Source organism: Maritalea mediterranea (genome assembly GCF_021568695.1).
GTDB lineage: Bacteria > Pseudomonadota > Alphaproteobacteria > Rhizobiales > Devosiaceae > Maritalea > Maritalea mediterranea.
This window is the reverse complement of the sequence record NZ_JAKGTI010000002.1, coordinates 758,943-772,505: the sequence shown is the minus strand read 5'-3', so window position 1 is coordinate 772,505 and position 13,563 is coordinate 758,943. Positions and strand designations below refer to the sequence as shown.

Sequence of the window (13,563 nt, the reverse complement as noted above, 5' to 3'; positions counted from 1 at the left end):
GGGTTGACTTGCCAATCCCCAGATCAGCTGCAACTGCCTCCCTGGGTAAACCGCTGGTCAGCGCCAGCTTTACTGCTTCACGCTTGAAGTCTGCTGAATGTCTCTTGTGGGCCATAAATTCCTCCAATCAGTATTCCTAATTCTGTTGAAGGTCGTGTCCACTTTTTTAAGACAAGTCCAAACACAGCAGGTTGAAGCCTTCGTCGATCACTACAACAACCATCGTTATCACGAGAGCCTCAAAAACGTTGCACCGGCTGATGTCTACTTCGGCAGGGCACAATCCATCTTGAACAGCCGTGAAAGGATCAAACAAAACACCATCAAACAACGGCGCTTGAAATACCGCAAAGTCGCCGCATAATATCAACAACAAAGATGGACCAAATCATCTCTTAGATCAGACAGTATTCTGTCTCAAATACCCTGAACACGGACATAGCGCTTTTTGAAAAACTTGAGAAGGACCCGTTCAATAAATGGGTCGCCGCACATAGGGTGGCGCGTAAGCGCCACCTTTTTTGCTCCAACTTTTACCTATTTGGCGTCCAGATAGGTGCTGGCACAAGTCACAACCTAATTAAGATCATGCTTCAGGATCACGCCAATAGACCCACCAAACATGGGAGCCCTGCCAATATGCATCACTGGGTTAGCAGGATCGCCTGGCGATGAGCCGTAGTTGATCTGCGGTGAATAGGATAAGAAATCAACATTAGCATATCCACCGAAAGAGGTGTTTGGGCCTATTTGTTTGTCGAAACTGACTTTCGCCATGGAACCGACAGCTATTCCCATATCGGATAAGTTTGCAGTTTGGGTGATATAGGAATCTTCATAGTCAGCATCATATTGAGTGCTGGCGATAAGAATCGACACGGCTCCCTTTACGTTCACAACCCAGCCATCCGTTTCGACAATATCAAAGGATGTGCCAACCGTGACACCGCTATAAGCAGTAGAAAGATTTTCCATCACGTTAACCGTGGTCGAACCTCCAACGATGTCACCGTTGATATCGAGCTGTTGGTTCAAATGGCGAAATTCCGGACCAAAGAAAAACTCAGCGTGCTCGAACTTATTTTTAAGCAGGGCTTCGATTTCGATATATCGGGCTGTCCTATTTGTGGTTGTTTCCAGTGTTGAGCCATCATTTGTGCCGTAGCCGCTCACGTAAGGCATCTCAACCCAGCCGTAACGCTCGCCTGGACCAGCGTCGTAGAAGCTTGCAGATGAGGAGCCCCCAATCCCATGAAATACACCAACAAACTCAATTGTAGACATATCTGCATTAAGAACTGGTGCCGGCAATGCTGAGCCAAACAGAATACCGAGGCTGCCGCCCGCAAGTATGCCGCTATCGGTATCCAGATTGTTCAATCTGGCAAAAGGTGAACTCTCTTCACGCTCCGCAAAAAACAAGTTTGACGGAAGTTTGAAGACACTTACACCGGAATTAAACTCGACGTATGAATCCTCGGCAAGTGCCGGGGTTGTCAATGACGCAAGCAAGGCAAAGCCCGCATATGCAAACGACCGCCTGACGTGTTTTTGGCGTCCAAATCCTGTAAAATAAACCACTCGCCCCTCCCCCAAAATTATTGTTAATAATTTGCAAACAATGGAAGCTAACTTGACGGATTGCATCAAGGTTGGCAACCCTCAAATTGGGGTTCGGTATTCGGCAAAGAATGGCATTAAACGCAAAGCCACTTGTTACCTTCTAAGCTTGTTATTGTATGTCTATGTTTATTATAAGTTTTTATGAAATAACTAAAATACAAGTCAGTGCAACCTGATAAATGGGTGAGGGGTTAAGCCTCTTCACGATACTATTTCTGACTATTTTACGGGTGCTTGAAGGGATTGGCTGTGCTTAGAGTGCGGGCGGGATTGCCGCAATGGTGCTTTTAGATCGGAGCAGATTTTGACGATCTTTGGATTTTTAAATCGTCACCGTTTGGAAACTTGGAAGAGACCGCTCGCTTCCTCACTGCTCAATATTCAATTCGGCGATGAAGTCATATTTGTCGCCGCGGTAGGCTGAGTTTGTGACTTCTATCGGGCGGCCATTGGCGAGGAAGGAATGGCGCTCGGTGTGGAAAATTGGGGAACCGATTTCGATGCCGAGCAACCGCGCTTCTTCTTCATTGGCGATGGCGGCGTGCATGCGTTGTACGGCGCGTACGGGCATGTTGCCGCTTTGTCGGAGCGCTTCGTAAAGCGAGGCGTTGATAGTTTCAGGGGGAGCGGCATAAAGCGGCACGGTTGCGTTTTCAATCCCCAGTGGCTCACCCTCTGCAAGGCGCACGCGCGACAGGCGCACAACTTGTTCGCCAGGCGAAATGCCAAGCTTCAGGGCTTCATTGGCAGTGGGCAAGCCCACTGATTTGTCCAAAAGAATGGAGCTGGATTGCTGGCCGCGTCGCTGCATATCTGCGGTGAAGCCCAAAAGGATAGATAAGGGCTGATCAATCTGCGGCTTGACAAAGGTGCCAGCCCCATGGCGCTTGGAAATCAAGCCATCATTTAAAAGGCTTTCGATGGCTTTGCGTACTGTGATGCGGGAGAAACCGGTGGCTTTGACCAACTCACGTTCCGAGGGCAACGCCTCGCCACCGCGCAACGCGCCGCGCTCAATAAGCTCACGCAGCGCCCGCGCCAACTGGCGATAAAAGGTTTCATTTCGCTTTTTGCCATGCTGAAGTTTCAGCAGGATTTCTTCCATCACAGGATTTTCCGACAAAGCAGAAACGGTTTCCCTGTCAGTCTCTATCTGGCTTTTTTCGGATTTTCCTGTCACTGCAGCATTCCTAATTATCAGAGCGTAGACGCGGGTCTAGCGTGTCGCGTAAAGCATCACCCAACAGGTTGAAGCCAAACGATAAAAACAAAATAGCAAAGCCGGCAAATATGGCAGGCCAAGGTGATAGCAATAAAAAATTGCGGCCTTCGGATAGCATCAAACCCAAAGAAGGTATAGGCGGTTGTGCGCCAAGGCCGAGGAAGGAGAGGGAGGCCTCCACCAAAATGGCGGCAGAGAGGAGTAAACTGGCTTGCACCAAAATCACAGAAGAGAGATTGGGCAGCAGATGCGAAAAGATAATCCGGAGGTCTGACGCGCCAATGGCTTTGGCCCCCATCACATATTCGCTTTCCACAATCACAAGAGAAGGGCCGCGCAGCAGTCGAGCGAAAATCGGTGTGTAAACAATAGCAATCGCGATGGCCGCCCCCCACGTGCTGGGGCCGATCACGGCGATTACGCCGATGGCGAGCAAAAGGATGGGGAAGGCAAATAGGATGTCCATAAACCGCATTACAATACGATCAAACCAGCCGCGATAATAGGCGGCAAGCATGCCCAACATCCCGCCAACCAATAAAGCCAAGCCCACCGCGGTGAGGCAGGTCACCAATGATGTGCGATAGCCATAGACAATACGTGCCAAAACATCGCGACCCAGCTGGTCTGTGCCCAAAAGATTGACCGCATTCGGCGCTTTCATCCGCTGAATCATTACTTGTTGATAGGGGTCTTGGAAACCAAGAATTGGCGCAAAGAGTGCCAAGATGATCTGAAGCGCGACAAACCCGACGGCAAAGCTCAAAAGCTTGTTCTGTTTGATAAATTGTCTCATTGTGACACCCGCGGATCAATGTAGGCGTAAAGCAGATCGACAAAGAAATTCACCATCACGAAAGAGGCCGTCATCACCAAAATTGACGCCTGCACAAGTGGGTAATTTCGTTCCGCGATGGCGCCAAGTACCAAGCGGCCCAAGCCGGGAATGGCGAAGACTTGCTCAACCACAATCGCGCCGCCCAGCAAGTAGCCCGTGGCCACACCCACACTGGTGATGAAGGGGATTAAAGCATTGCGCAGCGCATGTTTATACACAAGGCCACGCTGCGGCACGCCTTTGGCGCGCGCGGTGCGAATGTAATCTTGGCTAAGTGCATCCAACATGGCGGAGCGAACGAGGCGGGACAAATTGGCGAGCATGGGCAAGCCCAGAGCGATTACAGGCAAAATCATGCGTTGCAAATTGCCCAAGGGATCTTCGGTGAAAGGCACATAACCCAGTGCGGACACGCCCGGCAGCAGCTTCGACACCAGAAAAATGGCGACAATGCCCAGCCAAAATGAGGGGATGGTGAGCCCGGCGATCGCGCCGATGCGCACGGCGACTTCCGCGCCTTTGCCGCGCGCTTCGGCCATAAAGCATCCGATGGGGATGGAAAGGCCGGCGCCAAACAGCACAGATAAGAAGGTAAGTTCTAGGGTTGGCCACAAATTGGCGCTGATTTCGCTCATCACGGGACGACCAGTCCAGATTGAGGTGCCAAAATCTCCCCGAACCGCGCCCCAAATCCAATCGAAATATTGAACATATATGGGCTTATCTAGCCCTATTCGGGCTTCAAGTTCGGCGATCCGCTCCGGCGTAATTTCGGTGTTGGCCCCCAACATGATCGCAACGGCATCGCCCGGGATCAGGCGGATCATCATAAAGACAATGATCGACACCCCGAAAAGAACAACAGCAAGATCGATCAGCCTGCCGACGATAAATCGAGAAGAAGTGCGCATCTTATGACCTGAATTAAAAGCGCGGCGCCGTTATGGGGCGCCGCACAAATTTACACATTATTCGTTGATCGTGGCGTCGACCAAGCTGGTCAAACGGCCAGTTGGGTAAATCTCAAAGCCATCGACCTTGTTGTTTACCGCAGTGAACAAATTGCCATAGGCGAGGTGCGCCACTGGACCTTCACAGGCAAGCATACGCTGCACATCATCGTAAATTTCTTTACGTGTGGCTTGATCAGTTTCGCTGCGGCCTTTGTCCAACATGTCGTTCAGTTCCGGATTATCATACTGGAACACGTTGGTTGAGCCACCGGAATAGAAGGTGCGGTAGAAATATTGGTCCGGATCTGGGTTGCCGCCATTGGCCGAAACGAACATGTCAAAATCTGAATTGCGCCAATCTTGAACAAACTCGCCAATTTCCTTGTTCACCAACTCTACTTCGATGCCACCTGCAGCCAATTGCTGTTGGATCACTTGCGAAATGTCACGGGCATCTTGCCGTGGCAGCACAAGGATGGAGAGCTTGATCGGCATATCGACACCGGCTTCTTCCAGCAACGCTTTTGCGCCATCGACATCTGGCGTATAGCAATCGAACTCAGACGTATCGAGCGCCCAAGAGCTGAGTGCGGGGGAGAGTGGCCCACCAGGCACACCTGCGCCAAACAATGCACCATCGATAATCTCTTGCCGGTTCAACAGCATATTGATCGCGCGGCGCACCTTCGGCTCGGCCAAGGGACCGCGGGTCACATTCATGCCCAGCAAGGTGTAGGACACGTCACGTGTTTCCAAAACAGACACATTGGGTTGTGCCTGCAATTGTAGAGCTGTGGCAGGATCGATGCCGGGCAAAATATCATAGTCACCGCTGGTGAGGCCCACTTGACGGGTCGCCGCTTCAGGCACAAAATTGACCTTCACGCCATCCAATTTCGGCAAGCCTTCTTCGCGATAGCCGTCAAACTTGGCGAGGGCAATATAGCCATTTGGCTGCCACTCATCGAACTTGAAGGGGCCAGTGCCGATTGGCGTTTGTTGAAGCTTTTCAATATCATTTTCCAGCTCTGCAGGCACAATCGCGATGCCTGCCAGCGCCGAGAGAATTGGCGCAAACGGCGCGTCCAGAGTAAGTTTGAGTGTGGTTGCATCCACAACTTCGATGCCAGTGATCGGCGACACGCGGCTGGCCAGCGGCGAGCCGGTGGCTTCTGCTTGGACCCGACGAATGGAGGCGGCCACATCATTGGCGTCCATTGTTGAACCATCGTGGAAGGTCACACCGTCATGAAGCGTAAATGTGTAAGCGAGGCCGTCCTCAGACACATCCCATGATTTGGCAAGGTCCGGCACAACATCCAGGTCCGCATTAATGTCGGTCAGCCCCTCATAAATATTACCCTGTACCACCACAACAGAGTTGAAGGCGGTGATCAAATGCGGATCAAGGCCCGCAGGTGATGAATCAATTGCCACATTTAAAGTTGCGGCTGAAGCGCTTGTTGCAAGCACGCTGGATGCAAACAAAGCGATCCCGAGTTTTTGAATAGACATGGTTCCTCCTAAATCTTTGTCTTGCGTCTGTGCGCAAGGAATTGTCCGACATCGTGGTTCATCTCTCAGCCATGCCGCGATATATCCACTATAGAACCACTCTGGACAAATTCGACGTTATGGTATTATTCTTCGCTATGCAAGTGGGTCGATAATCGAAAGGAATTCGAGTTTCTTTCGTGCGTCGCCCAGACAATTTTTGCCGCTTATTTGCGACTTTTTTCAACGGGAGGACATATGACCCAATCGCCGCTGCTCACAATCGACGATTTGTGGATTGATGTTGGGTCGCGTCCTGTTATCGAAGGGGTGTCCCTTTCGATAAAACCTGGAGAAATGTTAGGGCTTGTGGGGGAGTCAGGGTGTGGTAAGTCAGTGACGGCGCTATCTATTATGCGGCTGCTGGCCGAGCCGCCCATGCACATTAGGCAGGGCGCAATACACTATGATGGCCAAGATATTTTAGCCATGTCCAACCTTGAGTTGGAGCAGTTGCGCGGCAACCAAATCGCGATGATCTTTCAAGAGCCGATGACCTCACTAAACCCGGTTTTTACCATCGGTGATCAAATTGCAGAAGTGGTATTGCTTCATAAGACCAGTGATCGAGCGAAAGCGGCGCGACGCGCCGTGGAGCTGCTGGATCGGGTGGGTATTCCGGCGCCTGAAAAGGCAGCGCAAAAATTTCCGCATGAAATGTCTGGTGGCCAAAGGCAACGCGCTATGATTGCCATTGCCTTGGCGTGCGACCCGCAATTGCTGATCGCAGATGAACCCACAACCGCGCTTGACGTGACGGTGCAGGCGCAAATTCTCGAATTGATCGAAGATTTGCGGGGTGAAATGGGTATGGCGGTATTGTTGATCACCCACGATTTGGGCGTTGTGTCGCAATATTGCGGGAGGGTTGCGGTGATGTATGGCGGGCGTGTAGTGGAAGAGGCGCCGGCGGACGAGCTATTTACCAATCCACGCCACCGCTATACCGAGGCCTTGTTGCGGACAATTCCGGCGGCGAACCCGCCCGGGGTGGAGTTGCCTGCAATCCCCGGAACTGTGCCGCCCCCTGGCGCGCGGCCAAATGGATGTGCCTTTCATCCAAGATGTTCTTTTTGCCTGGACATCTGCACCGAGGAAATGCCCGAATTAACCGGGGATGATCACCACCGTTTGCGTTGTTGGAATGCGGCCTAATGACTTTGCTTGAAATCAAAAATCTTTCAAAAATCTATCACGGCAAAAATGGCGCGAAGGTGCAGGCCTTGTCAGACGTGTCACTGGACATTGCCGCTGGCGAAGTCGTCGGTGTGGTTGGTGAATCCGGCTGCGGTAAGTCGACTTTGGGCCGCTCGCTGCTGCGCCTGATTGAGCCGAGCGGCGGACAAGTGCTGTTTGAGGGTCAAGACATTGTTCCGCTCAAAAAATCGGCCCTCAAGCCGATGCGGCGCGATTTGCAGATCATCTTTCAAGATCCGTTCGGGTCGCTCAACCCGCGCCACAAGGTGGGCAAAGTGATCGGGGAGCCGTTGGAAGTGCACGGCATTGGCACTAAACAGCAGCGACAGGAGAAAGTGCGCGAGTTGCTGGATTTGGTGGGTTTGCCACAAAATGCCATTGATCGGCATCCGCACGAATTTTCCGGTGGCCAGCGGCAACGGATCGCCATTGCCCGCGCGCTGGCGCTTGACCCCAAGCTGATTGTTGCTGACGAAGCAGTGTCGGCTTTGGACGTGTCGATCCAAAGCCAGATCATCAACTTGATTGCCAAGCTGCAAAAACAGCTCAACATCTCCATTCTGTTTATCAGCCATGATTTGTCTGTCATCCGCCATGTGAGCGACCGGATCGCGATTATGTATCTTGGGCGGATTGTAGAAATGGGCGAGACGGAAGAGGTGATGCAAAACCCGCAGCACCCTTATACGCAGTCGCTTCTGTCTGCCATTCCACGCGTTGGCGAGAAGCGAGCGCGTACCGTTTTGGCTGGAGAAGTTCCTGATCCAGCAAACCCGCCATCCGGCTGCGCCTTCCACACAAGATGTCCAAAAGTGATGGATGTTTGCAAACAAACCCGTCCTGAATTGAAAGCACAAACGCAGGGAGCCGTGGCATGTCATCTCTTTCCGCAATAAGTGATGTTGAATCCATCGCCAAACGGGCGTTTGAACCTGTGCAAGCCGCGATAGATGCGGGAAAAATTCCCGGCGGTGTGCTGGGCGTTGTGACCGCAGATGGCGAACGCGCCATACTGCATGCTGGGAATGCGCGGACAGTGCCAGACGAGCGGCCTATGGAGAAAGACACTTGGTTCGACCTTGCGTCACTTACCAAGGTGATTTTCACGACCTCGCGCATTCTCGATTATGCCCTTGAGGGGCGGATCGATTTAGACGCGCCCTTGATCAGCGTGTTGCCGGATTTGAGGCAATATAACGCCGATGCCTGGGAGCGTAAGGTCACGTTCCGCGACTGTTTGGGCCACCAGACGCCATTTCCGGCGGTTGAGCCTATCTACACCTATGGCCGCGATCCGGAATTGCTGCGGGCCTTCATCCTGCAACGCGAATGGCGCAAGGGCGCGCCCGTATATTCTGACATTAATTTCATCCTGCTTGGCTTTGCATTGGAGCGCATTGAAGGCTGTAAATTGCGCGAGATGGTGCCACCTGAAGGATTTGCGTTCAGCGCACCAAAACATGTCAGCGCGGCAACTGAAGATTGCACATGGCGCTCGAAAATCATGTGTGGCGAAGTGCATGACGATAATTGCTATGCGTTGCAGGGGGCAGGGCATGCAGGCTTGTTTGGTACGGCGGATGCGGTGCTAAATTTTGCCTCCGATCTGCTGGAAAACGCAGACAGCCCAAAAGTAACATTAATGCGCACCAAATTGAGTGAAAAGCGCAGCCACGGATTTGAGCATCGCCATGAGGGATGGCCCGGCGGCGATAAATGCAGCGATGAAACAATCGGCCACACCGGCTTTACGGGAACGGGCGTTTGGATGGATTTTGATCGGAAAATCGGGTGGACTTTACTGACCAACCGCATTCACCCGACGCGACATTTTGATAGCGGTATTGCTGAACTGCGCCGCACCGTGGGCGACTTGGTCGTGCAATCTTAAGGGGGAATATGATGAGTGCAATCTGGTCTGTTGGTCTGATGACCGGTACGGTTTTGGATGGATTTATCGATGTGGCTTTGCTGCGCACCGATGGCGAAGAAATTATTGAGTTTGGTCCTTATGAATTGATGCCTTATCCCGAACACATCAATGACATGCTGGTGCAGGCTTTGGCTGAAGCGCGCGAATGGCAATTTGCTGACGAAGATCCGCAAATTTTTGCCGAAGCCGAGGTGGCGCTGACCGATGCACAGTCGGATGCGGTGAAGGCGTTGGTGAAGCAAGCAGGCTTGAAAATGTCTGATGTTGGTGCCGTGGGCTTTCACGGGCAGACCGTTTTGCACCGCGCCCCGCAGCCAGAACGGATCGGCCAAACCCGCCAGCTCGGCGATGGCCAGCGGATGCATGAACGGTTGGGGGTGCCGGTTGTATATGACTTCCGAAGCGCAGATATGGCTGCAGGCGGGCAGGGTGCGCCTTTGTCAGCAATCTACCACGCGGCTTTGCTGAAACGCATAAATGCGGGTGCTGAAAGCGCCGTACTCAATCTGGGCGGTGTGGCCAATATCTCATGGCGGTCGGCTGATGGCGATCTGATTGCCTTTGATACAGGGCCAGCCAACGCCCCCACCAATGATTTTATGAAAGCCCGTGGCTTGGGCAAAATGGACGAGGATGGCAGGCTGGCCTTGTCTGGCACTGTGGATGAAGAGCGGCTTGCATCGCTTTTGACCCATCCCTATTTGGCGGCAGCCTATCCGAAATCGCTCGATCGGTTTGATTTCGGTCCGGAAATGGCGGGTGAGTTGAGTGATGCAGATGGTGCAGCGACCTTGGCTGCCTTCACAGCTGGTGCGGTGGATAAAGCGCTGGACCTGCTGCCTGCACGACCTGAAAGGCTAATTGTTTGCGGTGGTGGTCGCAAAAACCCGGCCATTATGCAGGCGCTGGCAGTACGCACGGCCTGCACCATCGATCGGGCGGAAGATCACGGCTGGCGCGGCGACGCGGTAGAGGCAGAATGTTTTGCCCATTTGGCAGCCCGCACATTGCGCGGACTGCCGATTAGTTTTCCCAAAACGACGGGCGCGCCAAAACCGCTTACCGGAGGGCGGATGGCGCGTTAGGACGTTAGAGGATAGATTGCCCAGTCGATTTCCAGTCATTGACGAAGGCTTCAAGGCCTTTTGCGGTCAATGGATGTTCAGCCAACTTGCGGATCACTGCAGGTGGAATGGTCGCCACGTCGGCACCCGCAAGCGCACTATCGCTCACATGGTTGGCCGAACGGATGGATGCGGCCAGAATTTGGGTTTCAAAGCCGTAATTATCATAAACGGTGCGGATATCTTCGATCAGCTGCATGCCGTCGAGATTGATGTCATCCAACCGGCCGATAAAGGGCGACACATAGGTTGCGCCAGCTTTGGCAGCCAACAGGGCCTGGTTCACAGAGAAACACAGGGTCACATTGGTTTTCACACCCTTGTCGGTGAAATATCGACAGGCTTTCAAACCATCCATGGTCAAAGGCAGTTTGATCACCACATTGTCGGCCAGTGAGGCGAGGTAATCGCCTTCTTTGACCATGCCGTCAAAATCGGTTGCTGCCACTTCGGCGGAAACTGGCCCTTCAATCAGGTCACAGATTTCCTTGACCACTTCGATAAAATCGCGGCCGGATTTGGCGATCAGGCTTGGGTTGGTGGTGACACCATCGAGCAGCCCAAGGCCGCCTAGTTCTTTGATGTCTTCAGTGTTGGCGGTGTCCGCGAAGAAAAGCATTGATATACCTCTGTTGGTAGAAGTTTGAGTTGATTTAGAGTTCGAGATCCGCCGGCAATCGGTTCGACAAGACCAGATCTGCATTTGCCAAATCGTTTTGTCGGACTTTTTTGAGTGCCTGTTCTTTGGAGAGCCCTTCGGCGAGCCATCGCGCTAAGAGGCGGTTGGTTAGTTCCTGTTTGGATGTGCTAATCCAGACAGAATAGGACCAAAATTGGGGCAGTGTGATCCAACTTGGCTGGTCAAAAAGGAGATAGTTTCCCTCGACAATGACAAATTCAGTGTCTGATGCCACAAATCCTGCGCCAGCAATTGCGATATCACGATTGCGGTCAAAGACGGGATAAATGACTTCCTTGCCGTTGGATACACGTTCGATCAAAGCGCAGAACCCGTCTACGTCAAACGTTTCCGGCGCCCCCTTGCGATGTCGAAGATCACGTTGATCCAACAAGCGATTGTCGAGATGAAATCCATCCATCGGAAGCACCGTCGCCTCGCGATCAGTTTCATTCAATTTTGCGCAAAGTGCATCGGAAACGGTTGATTTGCCCGTGCCGGGCGGGCCGGCAATGGCGATCAACTTTCGTTGCTGCGGCAAATCGATGATTTGCGACAGAATGTGGTCTGCGCGGAGATTAGGCGGGAATGTCATCGGGTTTCATCGCACCTGTCATTAGCGCCACCGCATCCGACATAGATATTTGGGATGGGTCGACAACACAAATTCTTTTGCCCAAGCGGTGGATGTGGATCCGATCAGCCAATTCAAATACATGCGGCATATTATGGCTGATCAGAATGATGGGAATGCCGCGCGATTTCACATCCAGAATCAGTTCGAGAACTTTACGGCTTTCTTTCACCCCGAGGGCGGCGGTCGGCTCATCAAGAATGATGACTTTTGATCCGAATGCTGCCGCGCGGGCAACGGCGACGCCTTGTCGTTGGCCACCAGACAACGTTTCGACCGCCTGATTGATGTTTTGAATGGTCATCAAGCCCAGTTCCGATAGTTTTTCGCGGGCAAATTTCTGCATGGCTGGTCGATCGAGCATGCGAAACCATTTTCCCAAAATGCCCGGCCGTCGAATTTCCCGGCCCATAAACATATTGTCGGTAATCGAAAGCGCCGGGCTCATCGCCAATTGTTGATAGACGGTTTCCACTCCAGCGCTGCGCGCGGCATTGGGTGAATGAAACGCGACCTTCTGACCTTCAAGCCAAACCTCACCGGCATCGGGAATGGTTGCGCCGGATATGGCTCTGATCAGGCTGGACTTACCCGCGCCATTGTCGCCAATCACCGCCAGGATTTCTCCGGGATAGAGATCGAAGTCACAATTGTCGATGGCCGTGACTCGGCCATAACGCTTAACCAGATTGCGTGCTTTGAGTACAGGTTCCATTACGCAGACACCTTTCTGATCCACTGGTCGACGGCGACCGCCGCAATGATCAACATGCCGATTAATAAGTTGGTCCATTGTGGGTCCGCGCCGGCAAGGCGAAGTCCCAGAGTGAAAACGCCAACGATCAACGCGCCAAAAAGGGTGCCCAATATGGACCCTCGGCCACCGAAAAGGGAGATGCCACCGATCACCACAGCCGTAATACTTTCAATGTTTGAGAGCTGACCCGAGGTTGGTGACACGCTGCCGATCCGGCCGATGAGGGTCCAGCCAGCAAAGGCACAGATAAGGCCGGACAGCACATAAACAGAAATCAATGTCCGCCTGACGTTGACACCGGAGAGTTCTGCGGCTTCCGGGTCGTCTCCAACGGCATAAACATGGCGGCCCCAAGCGGTGTATCGCAATGCGTACGCCAACAAAAAGGCGAGTAAGATCATGAAGATCACGCCATAGGTGAAAATGGCACCGCCTATTTCTATTCGACTGCCAAAAAACTGCAAAATTGCAGCGTTGGCTTCGATGTCTTGGCTGCGGATCGTTTCATTTTTCGAGTAAAGGAAGTTGGTGGCAAGAACGACCTGCCACATCCCCAGCGTCACGATAAAGGGGGGCAATTTGATGATGGCGACCAGGACGCCACTAATGAGGCCGCAAAGTGCACCGCAGATGAGACCGCAAATAATGGCTACTTCCGGGGGCAATCCATATCGAAAGGTGAACTGCCCCATGACCACAGAGGACAACACCATGACGGCGCCAACCGAGAGATCGATCCCTGCGGTCAAAATGACGAGCGATTGTGCAAGGGCCACAATGCCAACAATCTGAACCTGTTGAAGAATTAGGGTCATCGCGAATGGCGACAGGAACTTGTCGCCCAAGACGATGGCAAAACCCAGTATGGCTGCCATCAGCACCATGAGCGGGACGAGTGAGGGGGTCACATGCAGAGCATGTTGCACCTTGTGCGCAAAACTGCGCGGTTGTCCGAAACTGGCAACCGTCTCGTTGGAATTTGCTGCGCTTTCATAGCTGTCAGACATTTTGTTACCCTTTAAAACTTGACGCTAAAAATCCTGCCCGCG

General features: G+C 52.7%; 13 protein-coding genes. 4 read left to right on the top strand and 9 right to left on the bottom strand.

Translation table 11 applies throughout. The features are described from left to right. Nucleotides 1–576: 576 nt before the first annotated feature. The 5 genes from L1I42_RS12780 to L1I42_RS12760 all read right to left on the bottom strand — a co-directional run bounded on the left by L1I42_RS12780 (nucleotide 577) and on the right by L1I42_RS12760 (nucleotide 6,151). On the bottom strand, nucleotides 577–1,581 hold the full coding sequence (locus tag L1I42_RS12780; RefSeq protein WP_236115023.1) for a hypothetical protein: 1,005 nt from the start codon (nucleotides 1,579–1,581) through the stop codon (nucleotides 577–579). A 409-nt stretch (nucleotides 1,582–1,990) separates the two neighbouring features. Beyond that, nucleotides 1,991–2,803, bottom strand: coding sequence for a GntR family transcriptional regulator (locus L1I42_RS12775; protein ID WP_236115022.1), 813 nt, complete (start codon nucleotides 2,801–2,803; stop codon nucleotides 1,991–1,993). A gap of 10 nt (nucleotides 2,804–2,813) precedes the next feature. Next, nucleotides 2,814–3,641: an ABC transporter permease gene (locus tag L1I42_RS12770; protein WP_236115020.1), complete on the bottom strand. Its 828-nt coding sequence runs from the start codon at nucleotides 3,639–3,641 to the stop codon at nucleotides 2,814–2,816. Beyond that, nucleotides 3,638–4,594 carry an ABC transporter permease gene (locus L1I42_RS12765; protein WP_236115019.1) on the bottom strand — a complete coding sequence of 319 codons (957 nt, stop codon included), beginning with the start codon at nucleotides 4,592–4,594 and terminating at the stop codon, nucleotides 3,638–3,640. Before L1I42_RS12765 ends, L1I42_RS12770 begins: the two co-directional genes overlap by 4 nt. A 57-nt stretch (nucleotides 4,595–4,651) precedes the next feature. Then, nucleotides 4,652–6,151: an ABC transporter substrate-binding protein gene (locus L1I42_RS12760; RefSeq protein ID WP_236115017.1), complete on the bottom strand. Its 1,500-nt coding sequence runs from the start codon at nucleotides 6,149–6,151 to the stop codon at nucleotides 4,652–4,654. A gap of 237 nt (nucleotides 6,152–6,388) precedes the next feature. Between L1I42_RS12760 and L1I42_RS12755 the strand changes: the two genes are divergently transcribed. From L1I42_RS12755 to L1I42_RS12740, 4 genes are read left to right on the top strand one after another with little or no spacing between them, the layout of a single operon-like run. Beyond that, nucleotides 6,389–7,345 carry an ABC transporter ATP-binding protein gene (locus L1I42_RS12755; protein ID WP_236115015.1) on the top strand — a complete coding sequence of 319 codons (957 nt, stop codon included), beginning with the start codon at nucleotides 6,389–6,391 and terminating at the stop codon, nucleotides 7,343–7,345. Next, nucleotides 7,345–8,283, top strand: a complete 939-nt coding sequence (locus tag L1I42_RS12750; protein WP_236115013.1) for an ABC transporter ATP-binding protein — start codon at nucleotides 7,345–7,347, stop codon at nucleotides 8,281–8,283. Before L1I42_RS12755 ends, L1I42_RS12750 begins: the two co-directional genes overlap by 1 nt. Continuing rightward, on the top strand, nucleotides 8,262–9,278 hold the full coding sequence (locus tag L1I42_RS12745) for a serine hydrolase domain-containing protein (protein WP_236115012.1): 1,017 nt from the start codon (nucleotides 8,262–8,264) through the stop codon (nucleotides 9,276–9,278). The genes L1I42_RS12750 and L1I42_RS12745 overlap by 22 nt, the downstream gene beginning before the upstream one ends. An 11-nt stretch (nucleotides 9,279–9,289) precedes the next feature. Then, entirely contained in the window at nucleotides 9,290–10,405 is a 1,116-nt protein-coding gene (locus L1I42_RS12740; protein WP_236115010.1) for an anhydro-N-acetylmuramic acid kinase, read from the top strand. Nucleotides 10,406–10,409: 4 nt separating this feature from the next. Here the strand turns inward: L1I42_RS12740 and fsa are convergent, their stop codons facing one another. From fsa to L1I42_RS12720, 4 genes are read right to left on the bottom strand one after another with little or no spacing between them, the layout of a single operon-like run. After that, a complete protein-coding gene (fsa, locus tag L1I42_RS12735; protein WP_236115009.1) occupies nucleotides 10,410–11,063 on the bottom strand; it encodes a fructose-6-phosphate aldolase in 654 nt (217 codons plus the stop codon). Between the two features lie 34 nt (nucleotides 11,064–11,097). Then, complete coding sequence (locus tag L1I42_RS12730; protein ID WP_236115007.1) at nucleotides 11,098–11,646, bottom strand: nucleoside/nucleotide kinase family protein; 549 nt, start codon at nucleotides 11,644–11,646, stop codon at nucleotides 11,098–11,100. Nucleotides 11,647–11,701: 55 nt separating this feature from the next. Further along, on the bottom strand, nucleotides 11,702–12,472 hold the full coding sequence (locus L1I42_RS12725; RefSeq protein WP_236115005.1) for an ATP-binding cassette domain-containing protein: 771 nt from the start codon (nucleotides 12,470–12,472) through the stop codon (nucleotides 11,702–11,704). Continuing rightward, on the bottom strand, nucleotides 12,472–13,521 hold the full coding sequence (locus L1I42_RS12720) for an ABC transporter permease (RefSeq protein WP_236115003.1): 1,050 nt from the start codon (nucleotides 13,519–13,521) through the stop codon (nucleotides 12,472–12,474). Before L1I42_RS12720 ends, L1I42_RS12725 begins: the two co-directional genes overlap by 1 nt. Between the last annotated feature and the right edge of the window lie 42 nt (nucleotides 13,522–13,563).